Below are 22125 nucleotides of genomic sequence, written 5' to 3' on the forward strand. Positions count from 1 at the left end.
CCGGCGCGGCTGCGAGGGCTCCTGGTGAGCGGAGGAGGGCTTCCGGCGCGGGCCGGAAGCTTCCGGCGCGGCAACGAAGCCTTCCGGCGCCGGCGCGAAGGCTTCCGTCGCGCGCCGGAAGCTTCCGGCGTGGAGCGAGAGGCCTGATTTGCCGGGGATCTGACCCTCCGGCGCGCGACGGAGGCCGTCGAGGGCGGAGCCGGCACCGCTAAGTACGCGAAATGTCGTGCTCGGGAGCGCGACGGAGGGCTTCGTTTCCGTGACGGAAGCTTCCGGAGCGCGACGGAAGCTTCCGGAGCGAGACGGAAGCCTCCGTGCCGGCGCACGAAGGTCTCGGAGGCGCGCTGCGTACCGCGATTCGTGTGCGGGAGCGCTTCGCCGGGGGCGCGGCCGCCTCGCCCGCGGGTGCGGCGGCCTTCGGCAAGCAGCCGTGTGCGACGTCGAGGTCAGGGAGGTGCGTGACCAGCTCTCGAGCGCGAAAGGCGCTGAAGGACCTGGATGGAGACGTGGCCCGGGTCGAGCCCATCTTGGAGCAGGGCGCGAAGTTTGATGAGCCGAACCTCACGGTTCGGGACGGCTATCTGTTCAACTGGAAGACGGGCGAGAGACTGACCCCGATAGATTCGTCATCATCCCTGTTCCCTCTTCCCTCTTCCCTCTTCGTGCGCGTACGCGTTCCCGTGCTCGCTCCGGTCCGTGCACGAGCGAGCACGGAAACGCGCACGCGCACGCGCACGAAAGAGGGGAGACGGATGACGGGAAACGGGAGATGGGAGACGAATGCCGGCGAAGAACCGCGCCCCGCATCGACTACAGCGCCGTCACCGCCTTCGCCGTCTCCTTCGCGATCGCCCCCTGGCCGACGAGCTGACGCAGGTGCGCCTCGAAGGTCTGCATCCCGTACGGCGTGACCCCCTTCTCCATCAGCTCGCGCAGCGACGGGCTCCCCTCCGGGCGGCGGATCGCCTCGCGCACAGCGGCCGTCGCGACCAGCACCTCCGAGGCCAGGACCTCCCCCGCGCCGTCGCGGCGGGGCAAGAGGCGCTGCGCGACCGCGCCCTGGAAGCAGTCGGCCAGCCGATCGCGCACCTCGCTCGGGCTCTTGCCGAGCGCCACCAGCCGCCCGAGCGTGCGCGTGACGTCCGGCGTGTGCACGGCCGCGAGCACGAGGTGCCCGGTCTCGGCGGCGTGCAGCGCGAGATCGAGCGTTTCGCCGTCGCGCAGCGCGCTGAGCATCACGACGTCCGGGTCCTGCCGCAGCGCCGAGCGCAGCCCGGTCGGGAAATCCGACGTGTCGACGCCGATCTCGCGCTGGCTGATGCTGGAGCGGTTGTCCTCGTGCACGTGCTCGATGGGATCCTCGAGGGTGACGATGTGCCGCGGCAAGGTCGCGTTGATCTGCCCGACGAACGCGGCGAGCGTCGTGCTCTTGCCGCTGCCCGCCGTGCCCGCGACAAGGATGAGGCCGTGGTCGTGCTCCACCATCGCCCGCACGGCCGAGGGCACGCCCAGCTCCTCGAACGTGGGGACCTTGAGCGGGATGCTGCGCAGCACGATCGCGAGCGAGCCGCGCTGGCGGTAGATGTTGACCCGGAACCGGCCGAGCCCCGGGACGACGTACGCGGCGTCGAGCTCCTGGAGCGTGGCGAGCAGCTCGCGCGAAGGCCGGCCCGCGAGCAGCACCCGCGCCGCGGCCTCGCTGTCCTCGGGGCGGATCCGGTCGACCCGGAAGTAGACCATGTCGCCGCGCACCCGCGCGCCCGGCGGCTGACCGACCTTCAGGTGAATGTCGCTGGCGTGGGCGGCAAGCGCCTTGCCGAGGAGCTGATGGAGGAAGGCCTCGGAGGTGTACGGCGTCGTCACGGGGGGGAAGGTACCAAAAGGGACCCCAACCGGCCCAAAGGGCGGCGGGACGATCCGGCGGCGCGGGCGCCGCGCTGGACGGCCGCGCTGGACGGCCGCGCGGGCGCCGCGCCGATGGCCGCGCAGGCGCCGCGCCGATGGCCGCGCGGGCCCCCAAGCGCACGCAGCCGCGCCGGACGTCAGGGCCGCGGCGCCTGGGCTCCCGCGGAGCCCGCGTCGGGCCCCTCCGGATCCAGATCCGCGGGAATATCGCGAGGATCGACGAGCCCCTTCTCGGCGAGGGCGCGCGCCGCCGAGATCGCGAGCGCGCGCTGCTCCGCGGGGAGGTCGCGCCTGCCCGACAGCTCGACCAGCGCCGCGGCCGCGGCGCGCGCCCCGTCCAGGTCGAGCGGCTCGCGCGGGCGCGGCGGGCGACCGGCGATCCCGAGCAGCGCCTCGAGCAGGGGCGTCAGCGACGGCCCGGACGCCGCGCGGGCACGCTCGGCGAGCGGCGCGAGCGCGAGATCGGCGTCGTCGGCGTACGGGAGCGCGCCCAGGGCCGTGAGCGCGATGTCGCCGCCGTCCTCCAGCGCGGCGAGGAGCCCCGTCGCGCCCTCGGCCTCGGCGAGCCGGGCGCGCTCGAGCGGGTCGTCCCCGGCGGCGAGGCGCCAGCGCGGATCCGTGAGACGAGGGCTCGGCGGGCGCGGCGCCGCCGACAGCGAGGCGGTGGGCGAGGAGGGCGACGAGGGGGCGCTCGTGGAGGTCGCGCTCTCGCGGCGGCACGCGAGGGGGGCGAGGACGACGAGGGCGATCGAGGCGATGAGGACCGCGCGCGCGAGGCGACGCGACACGGATGCGACGAGGACCGCGCGCGGGCAGGCAGACGCGCGCGCGCATACCCCCGCGCGGGGGAGGCCTTCGCGTCCCCTCCCCCGCCTCACCGCCGCCCCCGCGTCACGGCTGATCGATGAGCGAGAGCGACCGCTTCGTGGGCGCGTTCTCGGTCTCCTGCCGATCCTGCCGCGCGTTGTACTCGTCGACCACGCGGTTGATGTGCATCGAGCAGAACTTCGGCCCGCACATCGAGCAGAACTCCGAGGTCTTGAAGTACTCCTGCGGGAGCGTCTCGTCGTGCATCGCCTGCGCCGTCTCCGGATCGAGCGAGAGCGCGAACTGCTGCTTCCAGTCGAAGGCGTAGCGGGCGCGGCTCAGCGCGTCGTCGCGATCCCGCGCGCCGGGGCGCTTGCGCGCCACGTCCGCGGCGTGCGCGGCGATCTTGTAGGCGATGAGGCCCTGCTTCACGTCCTCCGGGTTCGGCAGGCCGAGGTGCTCCTTCGGCGTCACGTAGCAGAGCATCGCGGCGCCCGCGAAGCCGGCCATCGTGGCGCCGATGCAGCTCGTGATGTGGTCGTAGCCGGGCGCGAAATCGGTGACGAGCGGGCCGAGCACGTAGAACGGCGCCTCGTGGCAGAGCTCCATCTCCTTCTGCACGTTCATCGCGATCTGATCGAACGGCACGTGCCCGGGGCCCTCGATCATGACCTGCACGTCCTTCTCCCAGGCGCGCTTCGTGAGCTCGCCGAGCGTCTTCAGCTCGGCGAACTGCGCCGCGTCGCTCGCGTCGTGGAGGCAGCCGGGGCGGAGGCCGTCGCCGGCCGAGATCGTGACGTCGTACTTGGCGCAGACCTCGAGCACCTTGTCCCAGTGCGTGTAGAACGGGTTCTGCTTGTGGTGCTCGATCATCCACTGCGCCATGATCGAGCCGCCGCGCGAGACGATGCCGGTGATGCGGCCCTTCACGAGCGGCAGGTGCTCGAGCAGCACGCCCGCGTGGATCGTGAAGTAGTCGACCCCCTGCTTCGCCTGGTGCTCGAGCATGTCGATGAGGTCGTCGGCCGTCATCTTGGCCGTGCCCTTGCAAACCTCGAGCGCCTGGTAGATCGGCACCGTGCCGATCGGCACCGGGGAGTCGGCGATGATCGCCCGGCGGATGCCGTCGATGTCGCCGCCGGTCGACAGGTCCATCACGGTGTCGGCGCCGTACTTGACGGCGTAGCGCAGCTTCTCGAGCTCGCCGTTCACGTCGCTCGTCGTCTGGCTGTTCCCGATGTTCGCGTTCACCTTGCAGAGCGACGCGATGCCGATGCACATCGGCTCGAGGTTCAGGTGGTTCTTGTTGGCGGGGATGATCATCCGGCCGCGCGCGACCTCGCTGCGGATGAGCTCGGGCGCGAGGCTCTCACGGCGGGCGACGTACTCCATCTCCTCCGTGACGATGCCCTTCCGCGCGAAGTGCATCTGGCTCTGGTTGGGGCTCCCGGCGCGCTTGCTCACCCATTCGGTCCGCAACATCGACGACCTCGCTTTCGAGGGGGGCGGTGTAGGTCGCGACCGCGCGCGACGCAAGCCTCGCGTCGCGCCGGGCCGCCCGCCCCGAGCAGCAGACGCGGGCCTGCGGCGCGCTCAGGGCGACGGCGGCGGCGGCTCGGGGAGCTCGGTCATCATGCCGAGCGTCTGCGCGCCCGCCGCCTTCGCGCCGTCGAGCACCTCGACGACGGTGCCGTAGACGGCGGCGTCGTCCGCGACCACGAAGACGATCCGGTCCTGCGGCCTGCTCTGGCGCTCGAGGAGCGGCCTGAGCTTGCCGACGAGATCGGCGCGCTCGACCCGCTCGTCGTTCACCATCAGCTCGCCCTGCGCGTTCACCCGGACGACCAGCTGGTCGGGCGGCGGGGGGGTGTCCTCCTTGACCTGCTCGGTGTCCGGCACCCGCACGCCGATGTCCTTCTCGAGCAGCGGCGTCACGACCATGAAAATGATCAGCAGCACCAGCACGACGTCGACGAGCGGCGTCACGTTGATGTCGGAGTTCAGCGGCACCGCCGGCTTCACGACGAACTTCCTCTTCGCGCGCGCGCTCATCGCCGCTACCTCCCCTTCAGCTCCTCGACCGCCAGCGACACGCTCTTCGCGCCCGACTTGCGCGCCGTCTCCATCACCCGGCGGACGTCGCCGAACGAGAGGCGCTGGTCCCCCTTGACGAGCACCTTGCGCCCCGGCTGCGCGGCGAACTCGCGCGCGAGCCGCTCGGCGAGCCCGGCCTCGTCGAACTGGTCGTTCTCGACCCACACCGTCTTCTCCAGCGTCACGGAGAGGATCAGCGGGTCTACCTCCTTCTTCTCCTCGTCCACCTTCGCGGCCTGCGGCAGCTTCACGTCCTTGCCGCGCTGGAGCATCGGCGTGACGACCATGAAGATGATGAGCAGGACGAGGACGACGTCGACGAGCGGCGTGACGTTGATCTCGCTCTTGGGGCCCTTCTGCGGGCCGACAGCCATCCCCATTGGAACGCTCGCTTCCCGGCTGGGCGCGTCAGCGCGCGCCTCGCCGCGGGCGCGCGGCGCCGCGCGCCGCACCCCGCGACCAGGCAGGCGCCGTATCGCGCGGGCTCTGTGTCAAGCGGCCTCGTCGGCGGCCGGCGCGATGCGGCCGTCGAGCCGCTTCGCCACGATGTCGAGGAACTCGTTCGACGACTCCGAGATGTCGATCGCCCGGGCGTCGACCCAGCCCTGGAGGTAGTTGTACCCCATGACGGCCGGGATCGCGACGAGCAGGCCGAAGGCGGTCGTGACGAGCGCCTCCGCGATGCCCGCCGAGACGGTGCCGAGGCCGCCGGAGCCGGAGGCCGCCATCTGTTGGAACGCGGTCACGATGCCCATGACCGTCCCGAGCAGGCCGACGAACGGCGCCGTGGAGCCGACCGTGGCGAGCAGGCCGTAGCCGCGCTTCAGGCTGAGCACCTCCCGCTGCGCCTGCCGCTCGAGCGCCCGCGACACCGACTCGAACACGCCGTCGCGCTCGTGCCCCTGCGCCGGCAGCCGCGAGGGCGCGCTCGACGCGTAGGCGGCGAGCCCGGCGCCGATGACGCGGCCGAGGTAGCCGATCTCGCCCGCGGGCTTGGCGGCGGTCCGGGCGCCCTCGAGCTCGCCCCGGGCGAGCATCGGCCCCACGCGCTCGGCGAACGCGCGCGAGGCGGCGCGCGACTTGAACGACACGACGAGGCGCTCGCCGAAGACGATCAGGGACGACACGGACATGAGGGCCAGCGCGAAGACGATCAGCTTCGCGAAGAGCCCCATGTGGCCCCACAGCTCAATCAACGTGAATTGCATCGTCTCGCTCGCGCCTCCTGGCGCTCCCTGGTGTCGTGATGGTTTCAGCTATGCTGGATCAGCGCCTCTGGACGCCGCAGCGAACTCGACAGTACCGCAGAGCGTGCCTACCCCGTGACCTTCTCTACTACGTGCCCCGTCCGTTCAACAACACCCGGCCGCCGGCGGTCAAGGGAGCTTGAGCCGGACGTTGAACACGTAGTCGACCGAGACCGGGCGCCCCTGGTACATCACGGGGGTGTAGCGACGGCCCGAGAGCGCATCGAGGATCGCCCGATCCATGTGGGGGAGTGATTTGACCATCCGGCAATTGGTCAGCGTGCCGTCGGTCTTGATGACGCACTTGACAATCGCGAGCCCCTCCACCCGCGCGGCGAGCGCCTCGCGCGTGTACTGCGGATCTCGCCCCGAGATCATCGTCGGCCGGTTCATCCCCGCGCCGAACGGCAGGACCACGTTTTGCGGCGGCGCCGTGCTGCCGAGCTGGCCGCCGAGCTGGCCGCCCAGCTGACCGCCGATCTGCCCGCCGACCTGGCCGCCGACGGTCCCCCCTTGGACGCCGCCCTCGACGCCGCCCTCGACGCCGCCCGGCTGCTCCGGGGCCTCTGGCTTGGGCGGCTCCGGCTCAGGCGCCTTGGCCTTGGGCTTCTGCGGCATGTCGTAGATGGTGTCAGGCGTCTTGACAGGCTTCGGCTGCTCGATGCGCTGCTCTACCTTCGGCGGGCGCTTCGCGCCGCCGCCCGGCGGCGGCGGGGGAGGAGGAGGCGGCGGGGGCGGCGGCGCCGGGGCGAAGAACGTGACCTCGACGTCCTTCTGCTTCTCGACCCGAGGGCGCGTGGCCTGCCAGAGGAGGGCCCCCGCGATCGCCGCATGGGCGACGATCGAGAGCATTGCGCCCGTCCCGAGACGCCCCTGTGTGGCGGTGGTGCGACCGAGTACCGAGTCGAACATGGGGGGTCGTAACTCCTAGAACTCGAGCTGATCTGCGTGAACGGGCCGCGACGTGTGGCGGCGTGCGGCGCCTACCCGGAGTGCACAAGCGAGCAAGTCCTACAAAAAAGTCTATTGTCTCGCGCGATTCCTGTCTAGGGTAAGGAGGGACTCGAGGGGCCTACACTTCTGGAGGGAATTCCGTGAAGTTTCTCGAAAAGAGGCTGAAACACGGAGCGCGCTCACCACGTGCGCCGTGGGGGATGTGGGCGGCGCTGTTGCTGCTCGCCATGACTTTGTTGACCGCGGCCCCGGCGCTCGCGCAGACGGGCAACAGCGTTCTGATCGGACGGGTAATTGACGCCTCGAGCAAAGCGCCCGCCGCCGATGTGGTCGTGACGGCGACGTCGCCCGAGCTGCAAGGGGAGCAGCTCGTGGTCACGGACGGCACCGGCCAGTACCGTATCCCGAACCTGCCGCCGGGCGACTACACACTCCGCCTGGAGAAGGAATCGTTCAAGCCGTACGTGCGCAGCGGAATCGTGGTCCGCACCGGGACGACGATCCGCGTCAACGTGGAGCTGCTCCCGGAGGCGCTGAAGGCGGAGGAGATCGTCGTGGTCGGCCGCGCGCCGACGGTCGACGTCGGCTCGAGCACGGTGGGCCAGAGCATCACGGGGGACTTCACGCGGCGCATCGCCGTGGCGCCCCCGACGGGCAAGGGCGCGGCGTCGCGCTCGTTCGAGTCGGTCGCGGCGATCACGCCCGGCGCGCAGGCGGACGAGTACGGCACGTCGATCGCCGGCACGTCGTCGCCCGAGAACCAGTACGTGATCGACGGCCTCTCGGTGAACGACCCCGCGTACGGGATCATCGGCACGCCGCTCACCATGGAGTTCATCAAGGAGGTGAACGTGGTGGCCGGCGGGTACATGCCCGAGTTCGGCCGCGCGACCGGCGGCGTCCTCGACGTCGTGACGAAGAGCGGAGGCAACGCGTTCCAGGGCTCGGTCTTCTTCAACCTCACGCCCGGCGCGTTCGAGGGGAAGAGCAAGGAGGTCCGCCGCCAGGGCGACACCATCCAGACGGACACGCGCCTGTCGTCCATCCGCGACTACGGCTTCGAGGTCGGCGGCCCCATCCAGAAGGACAAGCTCTGGTTCTTCGCGGGCGCCGCGATCGCGTTCAAGAGCTACGAGATGGAGCGCAACCTGTTCGCCACGCGCTACGACCCGAACACCTTCGAGCCGGTGAAGGATCCCGACACGCAGTTCAACATCGTCGACCGGCTGCCGGGCACGCAGCGGTTCTACCGCGCCGAGGAGCAGACGCTGCAGTACCTCGGCAAGCTGACCTACCAGATCAGCCCGGATCACAGCATCGCGCTCTCGGTCTACGGGTCGCCGTCGACGTCCGGCGGCGACGGCAACTTCGGGTTCGACCCGGCGCGGGGCGTCGTCGAGGCGGCCAACATCACCGGCCGGTACAGCGCGATCGCGCACGAGTACGTGGCGTCGTCCACCGACGTCGCGCTGAAGTGGGCGTCGGCGTTCAACAACAAGACCCTGCTGTTCGACGCGACGCTCGGCTGGCACAACCAGCGCAGCGCGCGGCTGGCCCCGGACGGCTCGGAGATCGGGACGGACGAAGGCCTGTCGGGCAGGCCCTTCGTGCTCTGGGCGAGGTACGACCCCCACCGGCGCTCGATTTACGAGTTCGAGAAGCTCTCGCCCGAGGCCCGGGCGATGTGCGAGCCGCTGCGCAACGCGGACGGCGAGGTCGTCGCGGTGCCGTGCGCGGTGCGCACGTACTGGGACGGCGGCCCCGACTTCCTCGACGACGCGTCGCTCAACCGCTTCCAGCTCAAGGCGATGGTGACGAGCATCTTCGAGGGGCTCGGTCACCACGTGGTCAAGGCCGGCATCGACGGCGAGATCACGACGTACGAGCACATCAAGGCCTACGCGGGCGGCACCAGCTACCAGGAAGAGGGAGACGGGACCGCCTTCCACGACGAGCGACAGCTCGGCTTCCTGACCGGTCCCGAGGGGTACGTGATCCAGGACAAGGTCACGGTGAACACGCTCGGGGCGACGATCGGCGCGTTCGTGCAGGACAGCTGGAGCATCCTCGACCAGGTGACGCTGAACATCGGGCTGCGCTACGACGCGCAGTACCTGTTCGCCGGCGACGGCAAGCTCGGGCTGGCGCTCGCGAACCAGTGGTCGCCGCGCGTGGGCGTCGTCTACGACATCACGCAGCAGGGCCGCTCGAAGGTGTTCGCGAACTTCGCGCGATATTACGAGAGCGTCCCCCTCGACATGATGGATCGCGCCTTCGGCGACGAGCGGAACATCCGCTCCTATCACGTCGCCGGCCCGGGGGGCTGCAACCCTGCCGATCCCGTGGACGCGAAGGGCTACGGCGAAGGGCAGTGCCGGAACGACGCGAACCGGCCCACGATCCTCGGGAACTACGACCCGAACCGCGAGTGGTTCACGCTCGGCGGCGGCAAGTCCCCGGTGGATCCCGACCTGTCGCCGCAGTCGTCCGACGAGCTCGTGATCGGCGGCGAGTACGAGATCATCGAGAACGCGCGCCTCGGCGTGACCTACACGAAGCGCTGGATGAACAACGTCATCGAGGACATGAGCCGCGATGAGGCGAACACCTACTTCATCGGCAACCCCGGCAAGGGGATCGCGAAGGACTTCCCCGAGGCGACGCGCGACTACGACGCGCTGACCCTCTATTTCCAGAAGGCCTTCGCCGACCTGTGGCTCGCCCAGGCGAGCTACACGCTGTCCTACCTGCGCGGCAACTACCCGGGCCTCTTCAGGCCCGAGACCGATCAGCTCGATCCGAACATCAACACCGAGTTCGATCTGGCCTCGCTCCTCGTCAACCGCGACGGGGCCCTGCCCGGCGACAACGCGCACGAGATCAAGATCTACGGCGCGAAGACGTTCGTGCTCCCGAACAACATGCTCATCGATCTCGGCCTCACCTACCGGTCGCGCTCCGGCGCCCCGAAGGACTACTGGGGCTCGCACTACCTGTACAGCTACGACGAGACGTTCATCCTGCCCCGCGGCGCCGGCGGCCGGCTGCCCTGGCAGCACAACATCGACGGCCACCTCGGCTATTCGGTCAAGCTCGCGAAGGACAGCGAGCTCACCGTCAGCATGGATGTCTTCAACATCTTCAACTTCCAGGAGGTCGTCGCGGTGGACCAGCGCTACACCACGGCCGACGTGAACCCCTGCGTCAATGGAACGCTCGAGCAGCTCGAGGCGACCCCGACGTGCGTCACCACCACGGACGGCCAGCCGCTCAAGGAATCGGCCAAGAACCCGAACTTCGGCAAGCCGACGCAGTACCAGACGCCCCGGCAGTTCCGGTTCGGCGCGCGGGTCACGTTCTAGGCGCGGCGCGCGCGTGAAAGGAAGCAAGCGATGAAGAGGCGAAGGCTTGTTTGGATGGCGGGGCTCGCGGCGCTCTCACCGCTCGCGGCGATGTCGCCGGGCTGCTCGCAGCCCAAGCCCGAATGCACGGTCGGCACCGCGCTCGTATCCCCGTTCGCGGCGAAGTTCACGCTGATCGAGGGGGATGAGGAGAGCCCCTGCGGCCGGAAGGCTGGAACGGTCGAGCGCGTCGGGATGCAGGCGTACAACCCCGACGAGAACGGTGACCAGATCCCCGACAGCGACAGGAAGCTCGTCGCGATCCAGACCGAGGAGTTTGGCGGCTGGGCCCGCGGCGGCGCCACGGTCGACCCGAACCCGGACCTGAACCCGTTCGCGGTCGGGTTCTTCACGTCGATCGAGCCGGATGACAACGAGATCTGTACGGTGTCGTCGCTCGCTCCTGCCGAGGTGGTGGTGCTGCCCTCTGGCGAGGGCGGCGAGGGCGGCGCTGGCGACGGCGGCGCCGGCGGCGAGGGCGGCGCTGGCGGCGCTGGTGACGGCGGCGCTGGCGGCGCTGGTGACGGCGGCGCTGGCGGCGAGGGCGGCGCTGGTGACGGCGGCGCTGGCGGCGGCGGCGAGCCGACGCTCGAGCCGGGGCCGCGCAAGCTCGAGTGGAGCAACGTGCGCCTGTACGTGACGGCTGCCAACCTCGGGAATCAGTTCGAGGCTGAAGTCACGTACTCGGAAGAGAGCTGCTCGGCGAGGTACAAGGTCGTCGGGGTGTGGCCGATCGTCGACTGCCAGGTCTACGGCGAGAACCCCGATCCCGAAGGCGAGCCGCTCCCCACGGGCAAGGGGGATGAATCCATCTGCCAGGATCCGCTCTCTGGCATCTCCCCGGACCTCAAGGTGAAGTGCGACCCCGTCGCCTTCGTGTGCGTGCTCGACGCGGAGTCGATCCCCGCCTTCAAGAAGTAGGTATCCCCGCGGGCGCGACGCCCATCGTCGCGCCCGCGCTCTCCTCCGGCTCCCCCCGCCCTCACCCCCTCAAGGCGCCGGCTTGACGGCGAGCCTCTCCAGCGCCGCGCACCCGGCGCCGCTCGCGATCTCGAGCTTGGCCGTGAGCGCGCACAGGCGCGACGCCCTCCCGAGCGCGGCCGGATCGCCCGACACGATGGCCCGCTTGGACTCGTGCACGGTGCGGGACGACAGCATCGTCCGCGCGCGCGGGGGCAGCTCCGCGCTGCGCGCCGCGAGCACCTCGCCGAGCTTCGGCCCGGGATCGGCGGACGGCACCCACGTCCAGACCGACGCGAGCAAGGCCTCCGCGAACGCCGCGCGCAGCTCGTCGCCGCCGCGCGCGCCCTCGCACGGCAGCGCCGGACCGGTCGGCCCGACGTCCGTGGCAAGGAGCCTGCGCTGCGCGATCCGCCGGAGCAGATCGTTGCTCACGCCGGCGATCTTGCCGTCCTCCTCCGAGAACGCCCCCGCCTTGAACCGCACGGCGAGCGCGGCGCACTTCTCGTCGCGCTCCGCGCGGCGCCGCTGCTCCTCGCGCGCCTTCTCCTCGGCGCGCTCCCGCTCCTCGCGCTCGCGCGCCTCGCGGGCCTCCACCTCGGCGCACTGCTCGATCCGCTCGGCCACGCGCCGCTGCTGGTCGCTCGCCGCGCGGCCGAGATCGTCCTGCGAGATCTCGCGGACGGCGCACACGTCCGGGCGCGCGAGGACCGCGTCGACCCGCTTGCGGGCGGTCTGGACCCGCACGATCACCGAGAGCGCCGCCACGATGACGAGCGCCGAGACCGCGATCGAGGCGAGCTTGCGGATCTGCCGGCGGCGGTACGCCTTGGCGAGCGCGCCGCCGCCGCTCTCGTCGAGCAGCTTGCGGCAGCGGCCGATCATCGCCTGCCATTGCGACACGTCCTCCGCGAGCGCCTGCAGCGGCTCCGCGAACGGGCGATCGCGCCGGACCTTGTTCGCCAGCCGCTCCAGGCACAGGCTCACGTCCGGCGCCTGCCCGTGGTTGGTCACCTCGGCGACCCCCTCGAGCAGCCCGCCGATGCGCCCCGCGTAGACGTCCCACGCGACCACGGCCTCGGTCTGGCTGTCGCCGAGCCGCTCGATCGCCGCGCGCACGTCATCCATGGGGAGGAGGCGCTCGACGTCCTCCTTGCGGACGCCGGCGAGCTTCGCCGCCTGCTCGATCCCGCGCTGGAAGCCGCCGAGGAGCCCCTCCGGGGCGAGCTCCCGGAGCCCGTCGGGCACCCGGCTGGTCTGGATGCACGCGCCGGCCTGGTGCAAAGGCCCCATCGCGCAGGTCAGGAAGGCGCCCCCGAGCTTCACTCCCATCGCACCGTCGCTCTCTCTACCGCGGACGGCGCGGCGCGGAAAGGCTCGCCGCCATGTCCCAGGCGCATCACCGGCCGCCGCTCGAGGCCTCGAGATCCCAGAGGGCGTAGAGCACGTCGACGTCGTACTCGGTGTGTCGCCAGCCCGGGTGCAGCCGGTAGCTGCGCGGGAGCAGGCCCGCGCGCAGGATGGCGTCTGTCTGCTCGGCGAAGGTGTAAAGATACATGCTCACGCCGGACAGCTCGACGTCGGAGAGCGGGCGCGCGGCGCGCTCGTGCATCCTGACGTGCGGCCTGCGCTCGACGATGCTCACCAGCATCCGGCCGCCGGAGCGCAGCGCGCCGGCGAGGTTCTTGAGGACGAGCGCGAGATCGTCGCAGAACTCCAGCGTCCCGAGGGCGAGCGCGACGTCGAACCGCCCCCACGAGCGGGGGATCGGGGCGTGGTAGTCGTGCCGGTGGTAGGCGCCGTGGGGGCGCTTCTTGCGGGCGATCTCGAGCATCCGCTCGGCGATGTCGAAGCCCACGACGTCGACGGACGGCGGGAGATCGCGCGTGAGGTGGCCCGGACCGCAGCCCGCGTCGAGCACGCGGCCCCCCTCGGGGACGGCCTCGCGCAGGAACGCGCGCACGGGCTTCTCGTAGTGCTGGATGTCCTTCCAGGTGGAGACGTAGTCGGGCGCGAAGTCCTCGTAGTAGTCGACGAGGCGCTCGATGCGGGTCGCTCGCTTCATGACGCGCTCTTCAGGTGATGTCGTCGACCGCCTGGACGGTCTCCTGGATGTCGTGCTGGTGCGTGTAGCCGAGGAGCTCGCGCGCCCGCCGGTCGTCGACCATGCACACGTAGCGGATGTGATCGAGCTCGGGGGCCGGGAACGAGGTCGCCCGGAACCGCCAGAGCCGCGGGATGATCGTCTGCATCACGAAGTGAGGGATCGCGGCGCGCGCGCGCCCGGTCATGTCGATGACGCGCGAGAGCGGCAGCGGCGCCGGCCCCGCGAGGTTGAAGATCCCGCGCACGCCCGGGCGGAGCGCCGCGACGATCGCGGAGACCACGTCGTCCTGGTGGATGACCTGCACCATCGGGTCGAAGCCGAGGAGCGTCGGGATGACGTTGAGCCGGAGGTAGTTCGACGGCGCGTTGCGCACGGAGCCGAGGATGTGGACCGGCCGGAGGATGACGGTCTCGGTCTGCGGGTGCTTCCAGAAGAACGACTGCGCCAGCATGTCGACCTCGATGAGGTCGCGGATCTCGCTGAACGACGCGCCGCCGAGCAGCGGCGCGTCCTCGGTGATGAACTGCGGGTTGTCCGGGCGCGGCCCGTAGGCGTTCGCGCTCGACAGGACGATGAGCTTGGGCACGTCGTACTGCGCGACGAACTCGAGCAGCCGCTGGAAGCCGGCGAGGTTCCAGCTGTGGTGCTCCATCTGGCTGGCCCGCGGGTCGTGCATGACCCCGAGGTGGACCACGGCGGCGAGCTGCTCCTGCCGGAAGATGTCCTGGGTCTTCTTGCGGCGGATATCGATCTGGTGATGCTCGATGTCCTTGGGGCGGCCGTCGAAGCTGCGCCGGTCGACGCCGATCACGCGCCGCTCGCGGTGCAGGCGCCGCGCCAGCCGCCGTCCGAGACGGCCGCAGATGCCGGTGATGAGGATGGGCCGGAGGGACGGATCGGTGTCGGCGGCGGGGCGGCGGACTCGACCGAGCATGCGTTCGCTCATCGGAGCTGACGGTCGCTTCGAGGAGGCCGATGGTCAAGCCCTTCCTGCGGTGCAGTCCCACGCGAGGTTTGCTATCGTGCCGCGCCCATGGCCAGCAGAACGACGCTCGCCAGGCTGAGTCACTTCGTCTCCCACAGCGCGCTGCCGCTCGCGCGCCTGGGGGTCGACAGCCTGCGCGGCACGATCGACGACGCGACCATCCGGCTGCTCGGTCAGGACTTCGAGGACCGGCTGCGCCGGGTCGCGCTGCCGCACGCCGCGGACGGCGTGGACCCGTTCGGGCTCGACCGCGAGTGGGCGAAGTACGCGGTCGGGGTCGCGGCGTTCTTTCACCGCTTCTATTTCCGGACCGAGGTGTTCGGCATCGAGCGCGTCCCGACCGGCCGGGTCCTCTTGATCGCCAACCACTCCGGCCAGCTCCCGTTCGACGGCATGCTCATCGCGGCCTCGCTGTTCCTCGACGCGGAGCCGCCGCGGGTGATGCGGAGCATGGTCGAGAAGTGGACGCAGACCCTGCCGTTCGTGGCGACGTTCTTCTCGCGCGTCGGCCAGGTGGTCGGCGTGCCCGAGAACGCGCGGCGGCTGCTCGACATGGGCGCGGCGATCCTCGTGTTCCCGGAGGGGACGCGCGGGATCTCGAAGGGGTTCTCGAGCCGGTATCAGCTGCTCGATTTCGGGCTCGGGTTCATGCGGCTCGCGCTCGAGACCGACACGCCGATCGTGCCCATCGCCGTCATCGGGGGCGAGGAGCAGTACATCTCGCTCGGCAACCTGGAGTCGGTGTCGAAGGCGCTCGGGATGCCGACATTCCCCGTCATCCCTCAGCTGCTGATCCCCGGCGGCCAGCTGCCGCTGCCGACGCGATACCGGATCTACTTCGGCGAGCCCATGACGTTCCACGGCGACCCCGACGACGACGACGCGGTGATCCAGGAGAAGGTCGCCCTCGTGAAGGGCCGGATCCAGTCGATGCTGAACCGCGGGCTGAAGGAGCGGAAGAGCGTCTTCTGGTGACCGCGCGGCCCGCGGCGCGCGGGCGCGCGCCGGCGCGGCGGGCGCTCAGGCGCCCGCCAGCGTGACCACGGCCTCGGGGCCGAGCGAGAGGACGCGCGCGCGGCCGCCGAGGATGGCGGGCTCGTTGCGCAGGCCGTGGCCGATCGGCAGCCCGGCGACGACGGGGACGCCCAGCGGAAGCAGCCTGTCGCGGAGGACCTCGTCCACGGTGACGCCGTCCGGGCCCGGGTGGCACTGCTCGAAGTCGCCGAGGACCACCGCCGCGGCCGGCGCGAGGTGGCCGCCGACCTCCAGCGTCGCGAGCATGCGATCGATGCGGTAGGGCCGCTCGGTGACGTCCTCGAGCAGGAGGACGCACCCGTCCGGCACGCGCAGGCGGCCGGCCGCGGCGCAGGCGTGGAGCAGGGCGAGGTTGCCGCCGAAGAGCGGCCCCTCGGCGGCGCCGGCGCGCAGCGTGGTCAGGCCGTCGAAGCGGCGCTCGCCCAGCGGATCTTCGAGGGCGCGGAGCAGCGCGGCGCGGGCGCGGGCGTCGCCGCGGCCGAGCGCGGCGACGTGGGCGCCGTGGAGCGACGCGACGCCGGCGCGCGCGGCCTCGACGTGCAGGGCGGTGACGTCGGAGAAGCCGACGATCCAGCGAGGGCGCTCGGCGAGGACGCTCCAGTCGAGCCGGTGGACGAAGCGGTTCGCGCCGTAGCCGCCGCGGGCCGCGAAGATGGCGCGCACGTCGGGGTGCGACAGCGCGCGGGCGAGCTCGTCCATCCTCCGCGCGTCGCTGCCGGCGAGGTAACCGGTCCGCGCGAACAGCCCGCGGCTGGAGGGCGCCGAGAGCGACGGCTCCCCGCCCCTGCGGCTGTCGCCGGCGAGCGGAGGGCCCCCGCCGGTGTCGAAGAGCACGCGGTAGCGCTGGGCCAGCCAGCCGAGGCCGACCCGCGCGAGGACGTGCTCGAACGGGCTGGAGGGGGCGATCACGGCGACGGTATCGCCCGGCCGGAGCGCCGGGGGGAGGATCAGAGAGGGCACGTCGCCCCTGTGCCTCTGTGGCTCAATCGCTCTCCGTTGCGCGGCTACGGAGCGCCGGCGTCGTCGTCGAGGAACTCCACGTCTTCCGCGTCCTCGTCGATATCGATGTCGTGGGAGGCAGGCAGGGGCGGCGGCGGCGGGTTGACCGACGGCCGGAGCGCGGCCCCGGCCGCCGCTGCCGGCAGCGGCGGGGGAAGGGGCGGAGCCACGGAGGGGGCCGCGAACGACGGCGGCGGCGCAACAGGGTGCGCGGGGGCTGCGGACGCCGGCGCAGGGGCCGCGGACGCGGGAGCAGCGGACCTGGGGCCTGCGGATGCGGGCGCCTGCGCAGGATCTGCGGACGCGGGCGCGTCCGCCCCGTAGGCCTCTCCGCCGTCGCCGATGCCGCCGTAGGGCGGCGGCGCCGCGTAGTCGCTGCCGTAGGCCGGCGCCGCGTAGTCGCTGCCGTAGGCCGGCGCCGCGTAGTCGCCGCCCTGGACCGGCGCCGCGTAGTCGCCGCCCTGGGCCGGCGCCGCGTAGTCGCCGCCCTGGGCCGGCGCCGCGTAGTCGCCGCCCTGGGCCGGCGCCGCGTAGTCGCCGCCCTGGACCGGCGCCGCGTAGTCGCCGCCCTGGGCCGGCGCCGCGTAGTCGTAGGCCGGCGCCGCGTAGTCGCCGCCGTATACCGCCGGCGCCGCGTAGTCGCCGCCATGGGCCGGCGCCGCCGCATAGCCGTCGAGATCCGACCCCGGCGCAGCGAACGCGGACGCGTCGGGGGCCGCGGGCGGCGCAACGTGCTCGGCGCCCTCCGGAGGAAGCTCCTGCCCCTCGGGCGGCGCCGCGTAGGCGTCGGCAGCGCCGCGGCTCGCCTCGCCCTCGGCCGCCGCGAGCGACGCGGCGCCGTACGCCTCGGCCTGCGGCTCCGGCGCGCCCTCCAGCGCCTCCGGGCCGGCCACCGCGGGGCCGTCCGCCGGCAGCGCCTCGGCGCCGGCGTGCACCTCGCCGCCCGCGTAGCCGTTGCTGACCGCCACGGCAGCGACGATCTCCGCGCCGGGGACGTCGAGCGCCGGCACCCGGGGCGCGAGCGGCGGCTCGGTCAGGGGCAGGCCCGGCGGCCGGGTCGGCAGCACGGGCGGCGGCGGGGTGCGCTTGAGCTTGCCGGCCTTCGCCCGCTCCAGGCCCGCCGTCGCCTCCGGATCGCCCGCCTTCATGCGGAGGACGCGGCGCCACGCGTCCGCCGCCTCCCGCCCGTCGCCGAGCTCGTCCTCCCAGAGGCGCGCCACCTTCCTCGCGAGCTCCGCCCGCTGCGCCGGATCGCGGCCGCGGAGGATCTGGTCCTCGTACAGCTGGATCATGCCGCGATGATCGCCGAGCTCCTGCAGCAGGCCGGACAGCTCGTTCATCACGTCCTGGTCCGAGGGCGACAGGTCGTGGAGCTTCTTCAGATCCGCCGCGGCGCCCGGCCGGTCGCCGAGCACGTCGCGGCGCAGCCTGGCCCGCCGCTGGAGGAGCTTGCGCACGAGCGGGCCGTCGAACACCTCGTCCAGCGCGCGGTTCAGCGTCGCGCCGACGCGGGGCAGGTCGCCCACCGCGCGCCCGAGCGCCTCGAGCGCGTCGAGCGACGCGTCGTCGACCTGCGCGAGCACGGCGTCGCCGAGCCAGCCGAACGCGCGGTCGACGTCGCCGAGGTCCTGGTAAGCGATCGTGGCCGCGCGGCGCAGCAGCGCCGCCCGGGTGCGGCCGCCGTCGCGCGAGCCCTGGCCGCCGGCGGCGAGCGCGTCGGCGAGGATCGTGCGCAGCGCGGTCGACTGCGACCGCGCGTCGTCGTCCCGCGCCACCTGCTCGAGCGTGGCGATCGTCTCCTCCTGGACGCCGCCGCCCAAGGCCAGCTCGAAGAAGCTCCTCGCCCGATCGATGGCGCCGCGCTCGCAGGCGATCTGGGCGGCGCGGACGAGCGCCGCGAGGCGATCGGCCGGCGTGCGGCACCGGCTCACCTGGCGCTCGAAGAGATCGATGATGAGGCTCGGAGCCTCGGCCAGGGCCGCGAGCCGCTGGAGCAGCGGCTCGACCTCGGCGGTGGGCACGCTCGCCAGCGCGCCCTCGCCGTGGTGGATGGACTCCAGCGGATCGGCGCCCATGGCGACCCGGACCTCGGCCTGCCGCACGAGCTCGGCCGCGCGGGCGGTCCCCGAGAGATCCCTGGCGCGGAGCTCGTGCGCGACGGCGAGGGCCTCGCGATCCTGGAGCTCCACCGCGATCGCCTCGAGCCGCTCCGCGAGGCCGGCGTCGGCGGTGCGCGACCGCGCGAGCTCCACCCCCACGCGCGCGGCGTCGCGGTGGTAGCCCACCTCCACGAACCTGTCGAAGGCGCCGCGCAGGGCGAGATCGCGCCCCGCGCGCGCGAGCGACTCGTTCCAGGCGACCAGCTTGGCCGCGACGAGCCCCTTCCACCCGAGCCGGTCGCCGAGCGCGACGTACGCCTCCCGGCTCGGCTCGTCGCCCTGATCGGCGAGCCGCTCCAGGAGCGTTATCGCCTCGTCGCTCCTGCCGAGCGTCTGGTCGAGGATCTCGGCGAGGCGGCGGGTCATCTTCGACGCCTCGTCCTCGTCGCCCTCCACCTCGATCAGCGCCGCGAGGAGGCGCGCGACCTTCGGCCAGTCGTTCAGGCGCTCGGCGAGCCGCTGGAGCCGCGCGATCGCGTCGAGGTCGTCCGGCTCGGCGGCGTGGACGATCTCGAGCACCCTGGCGGCGCCGTGCGGATCGTCGAGCGGGCCCTCGTACAGCGCGGCGAGCCGCTGCGCGATGTCGAGCCGATCGGGGCCGTCGACGAACGCGAGCTCGCGCTCGAGCGCACCGGCGACGCCCCGCAGGTTGCCGCGCCGCTCCTCCAGCTCGGCGATCCCCCGGAGCGCGATCCGGTTCTGCGGATCGAGGTCGGTGACGACCATCTCGTAGCGCGCGAGCGCCCCCTCGAGATCGCCGGACCCCTCCGCGAGCATGCGCGCCTCGCGCAGGGCGAGCGAGATCTTGCCGGGCTCGCTGTCCGTGAGCGCGCCGAGCCGGTGGAGGAGCTCGGCGCCGAGCTGGACATCGCCGCGCTCGCCGGCGTCGTCGGCGAGCCGCGCGAGCGCCTCGGCGTCCTCGCCGTCGGAGAGCAGGAGCGCGAGCGTCGCGCGCTCCCCGTCGCGATCGCCGAGCTCACGCTGCGCCGCCGCGGCGGCCCGCCGCGCCGCGACGCGCGCCGCCCGGTCGCCGAGCAGCTCGGCGCGGCCAAGGAGGAACCGCACGAGCTCGGGCAGGCGGTTCGTGCGCCGGTAGAGGTCCTCGATCGCGGGGGCGCAGGCGTCGCTCACGGGGTCGATCTCGATCGCGCGCTCGACCCGGTCGAGCGCGCCCTCGACGTCGCCCGCGCTGAGGAGCAGCTCCGCGGCCTGGACGAACAGCGCCGGGCGCGCCTTGCGGTCCGCGAGCAGGGCGCGCTCGCAGATCGCCCTCGCCGCCTCGACGAGCCGGCCCGCCGCGACATAAGCCTTCTCCGCGAGCTCCCACAGCTTCGGCTGCCGCAGGAGCTCGGCCGCCTGGCTGTAGGCGTCGCCCGCGGCGCCCGGCTCGTCGAGCCGGCTCCGGAGCTCGCCGAGCTTCTGGAGGAGCGGCCCGCGGGTGAGCTTGTCCTGGAACCGGGAGGCCGCATCGGCGAGGACGCGCGCGGCGAGGTCGAACCGCTCGCCCCGCTCGAAGAGCTTGACCGCGGACTGGACCGCCGTGCCGTCCTCGGGCGACAGGCTCGCGACGCGCACCCACGCCTCCGCGGCCGCGATGGGATCGCGGCGCTTCTGCTCGTGGAGCGAGACGAGCTTCTTCTCGATCTCGATCTTCTGCGCGACGTCCGGGATCGCCGCGGCCTCCTGCTCGAGCAGCGCGGCGAGGTCGTCCCAGCGGGAGCTCCGCTCGAGCAGCCGCCGCAGCTCGGCCTGGGCCTGCGCGTCGCCGGGATCGAGCTCGGAGAGCAGCCGGAAGGCCTGGACCGCCGTGTCGACGTCGCGCAGCTGCGCCTCGCACAGCCCCGCGACCTCGCGCAGCTGCGCCTGCCGGCGCTCGACGGGGGCCGTGGGGACGCGCGCCGCCGCGAGCAGGACGTCGCGCAGCTCGGCGAACATGCGCTTCTGGCGGAGGTGCTCCTCGAGCTGCGCCAGCGCGTCCACGTTGGCGGGATCGGCCTTGAGCACCTCGCGCAGCCTGGCGAGCGGCAGCGGCTTCCGGGGCTGGGTCGCCTCGTCGCCCGCGAGCGGCGGCGGCTCCGGCGCGGCCGAGGCGTCGGGAGAGAGAGGAGCCGGCGCGGAGCCGGGCGCGGCCTGCGCCGGGCCGGACCTCGGCGCGGCGGCGCTCCGCAGCGACGCCGGCGCGTCCGGGGCCGCGGCCGCCGGCGCGAACGCGGCCACGGCCGGCGCGAACGCGGCCACGGCCGGCTGGACCAGCTCCGCCGCGGCCGCGGCCGAGAGCGGCGAAGGCACGCTGGAGGGGGGCACAGGCGGCGCCGAGGGCGCCCGCCCGGGAGCCGCGGCCGAGGCGGGCGGCGCCGAGGGCGCCCGCGCCGGGGCGGGGATCGGCGCGGGCATCGACGGCAGCCGCGGCGGGGGCGGCAGCACGGACGCCCGCTTGCGCGCCTCGGCCGCCATGAACCCGTTCGGGTTCACCTGGAGGTAGGCGAGGTAGCGCGGGCGGAGCTCGGCGGTGCGGCCCAGCTGCTTTCCGTAATGATCGGCGAGCTGCATCGCGCGGTCGTGCCCCGGCAGCGCGCGGAGCGCGTACACCGAGTACGAGTAGCCGTACTCGCCGTCGTACGTCTCCGCGAGCGCGACGAAGAGCTCCGCCGCCTCGTCGCGCTCCGGCTGCGGCACCGGCTCGCCGGCCTCGATGCGCTCCACGATGGCGACGCCGAGCGCCTGGATCAGCCCCACGTCGTGCGGCACGAACGCGCGCGCGCTCCGCAGCGCCACCGTGGAGCCGGCGAGGTCGCCCGCGCGGCGCCGGACGTCGGCCTCGTCGCGCAGCAGGGCGAGCCGCCGCTCCGGGTCGTCGATGAGCGCCTGCTCCATCGCGAAGTACGGGATCGCCTCGGCGTACTGCTGCTGGGCCTTCAAGAGCTCGCGCGCGGCGTAGATCGCGTAGACGTTGTGCGGATCGAGCTCCGCGAGGCGGCGCCAGTTCTCCAGGGCGCGCTCCGGCCGGGACAGCGGCGGCTCGCCCCACAGCCGGCCGAGCTCCTCGTGGAGCGTCGAGAGCTGCGCGCGCACCTCGGGCCGCTCGAAGAGCAGCGGCGTGAGCGCCTTCACGAGCCGCTCCAGGAGCGCGACGAGCGCCTTCTGATCGCCCTTGTCGCGGTAGAGCTGCGCCAGCCGCTCGGCCGCCGTCCGCTGCGTCGGGTCCTTGTCGATGGCGATCATGAGCGTCCGCGCGGCGTGGTGCGCGTCGCCGATCGTGGTCGACCATACGTTCGCCGCCTCGCTCAGCCAGTGCGCTGCGTACGACGGATCCGCGGTGGAGCTGCCGACGCGCTCGAGCAGCATGGCGTACGAGCGCGGGTCCTGCTCCCCGGCTCGGTGCGCATACGCCAGGGCCTCCCCGTCATGCGGATTCGTGACGAGGCGCTGGATGAGCGTTTCCATCTCCCGGGGATCCATCGGTGCGCGGCGA

General features: G+C 72.6%; 15 protein-coding genes. 3 read left to right on the forward strand and 12 right to left on the reverse strand.

All coding sequences use genetic code 11. The annotated features are described in order from the left end of the window. Positions 1-810: 810 nt before the first annotated feature. The 7 genes from WMF20_RS25000 to WMF20_RS25030 all read right to left on the reverse strand — a co-directional run bounded on the left by WMF20_RS25000 (position 811) and on the right by WMF20_RS25030 (position 6965). Positions 811-1863, reverse strand: coding sequence for a type IV pilus twitching motility protein PilT (locus tag WMF20_RS25000; RefSeq protein WP_437604474.1), 1053 nt, complete (start codon positions 1861-1863; stop codon positions 811-813). 179 nt (positions 1864-2042) lie between these two features. Next, positions 2043-2693 carry a thiamine biosynthesis protein gene (locus WMF20_RS25005; RefSeq protein ID WP_437604475.1) on the reverse strand — a complete coding sequence of 217 codons (651 nt, stop codon included), beginning with the start codon at positions 2691-2693 and terminating at the stop codon, positions 2043-2045. Positions 2694-2796: 103 nt separating this feature from the next. Further along, positions 2797-4191 carry a phosphomethylpyrimidine synthase ThiC gene (gene thiC / locus WMF20_RS25010; RefSeq protein WP_437617164.1) on the reverse strand — a complete coding sequence of 465 codons (1395 nt, stop codon included), beginning with the start codon at positions 4189-4191 and terminating at the stop codon, positions 2797-2799. 114 nt (positions 4192-4305) lie between these two features. Further along, positions 4306-4764, reverse strand: coding sequence for an ExbD/TolR family protein (locus WMF20_RS25015; protein ID WP_020737070.1), 459 nt, complete (start codon positions 4762-4764; stop codon positions 4306-4308). Positions 4765-4769: 5 nt separating this feature from the next. After that, a complete protein-coding gene (locus WMF20_RS25020; RefSeq protein ID WP_437604476.1) occupies positions 4770-5186 on the reverse strand; it encodes an ExbD/TolR family protein in 417 nt (138 codons plus the stop codon). A gap of 111 nt (positions 5187-5297) precedes the next feature. Next, on the reverse strand, positions 5298-6014 hold the full coding sequence (locus WMF20_RS25025) for a MotA/TolQ/ExbB proton channel family protein (protein ID WP_437604477.1): 717 nt from the start codon (positions 6012-6014) through the stop codon (positions 5298-5300). A 168-nt stretch (positions 6015-6182) separates the two neighbouring features. Beyond that, a complete protein-coding gene (locus WMF20_RS25030) occupies positions 6183-6965 on the reverse strand; it encodes an energy transducer TonB (RefSeq protein ID WP_129576777.1) in 783 nt (260 codons plus the stop codon). Positions 6966-7207: 242 nt separating this feature from the next. Between WMF20_RS25030 and WMF20_RS25035 the strand changes: the two genes are divergently transcribed. After that, positions 7208-10369, forward strand: a complete 3162-nt coding sequence (locus tag WMF20_RS25035) for a TonB-dependent receptor (protein WP_437604478.1) — start codon at positions 7208-7210, stop codon at positions 10367-10369. A 30-nt stretch (positions 10370-10399) separates the two neighbouring features. Beyond that, positions 10400-11329: a hypothetical protein gene (locus WMF20_RS25040; RefSeq protein WP_437604479.1), complete on the forward strand. Its 930-nt coding sequence runs from the start codon at positions 10400-10402 to the stop codon at positions 11327-11329. Positions 11330-11398: 69 nt separating this feature from the next. Here WMF20_RS25040 and WMF20_RS25045 read toward each other — a convergent pair whose 3' ends face one another. From WMF20_RS25045 to WMF20_RS25055, 3 genes are all read right to left on the reverse strand, one after another. Continuing rightward, a complete protein-coding gene (locus tag WMF20_RS25045; protein ID WP_437604480.1) occupies positions 11399-12700 on the reverse strand; it encodes a hypothetical protein in 1302 nt (433 codons plus the stop codon). A gap of 67 nt (positions 12701-12767) precedes the next feature. Continuing rightward, a complete protein-coding gene (locus tag WMF20_RS25050) occupies positions 12768-13433 on the reverse strand; it encodes a class I SAM-dependent methyltransferase (protein WP_129576779.1) in 666 nt (221 codons plus the stop codon). A 10-nt stretch (positions 13434-13443) separates the two neighbouring features. Further along, positions 13444-14409, reverse strand: coding sequence for an NAD-dependent epimerase/dehydratase family protein (locus WMF20_RS25055; RefSeq protein ID WP_437604481.1), 966 nt, complete (start codon positions 14407-14409; stop codon positions 13444-13446). A 99-nt stretch (positions 14410-14508) separates the two neighbouring features. On the opposite strand from WMF20_RS25055, the gene WMF20_RS25060 reads away from it, so the two are divergent. After that, positions 14509-15435 carry a lysophospholipid acyltransferase family protein gene (locus WMF20_RS25060; RefSeq protein WP_129576781.1) on the forward strand — a complete coding sequence of 309 codons (927 nt, stop codon included), beginning with the start codon at positions 14509-14511 and terminating at the stop codon, positions 15433-15435. 45 nt (positions 15436-15480) lie between these two features. On the opposite strand, the gene WMF20_RS25065 is transcribed toward WMF20_RS25060, so the two are convergent. Continuing rightward, entirely contained in the window at positions 15481-16455 is a 975-nt protein-coding gene (locus WMF20_RS25065; protein ID WP_129576782.1) for a S66 peptidase family protein, read from the reverse strand. A 44-nt stretch (positions 16456-16499) separates the two neighbouring features. After that, positions 16500-22097 carry a hypothetical protein gene (locus WMF20_RS25070; protein WP_437604482.1) on the reverse strand — a complete coding sequence of 1866 codons (5598 nt, stop codon included), beginning with the start codon at positions 22095-22097 and terminating at the stop codon, positions 16500-16502. Positions 22098-22125: the final 28 nt, after the last annotated feature.

This window comes from Sorangium sp. So ce834 (assembly GCF_051521425.1).
In the GTDB taxonomy this organism is placed as follows: Bacteria; Myxococcota_A; Polyangia; order Polyangiales; family Polyangiaceae; genus Sorangium; species Sorangium cellulosum_D.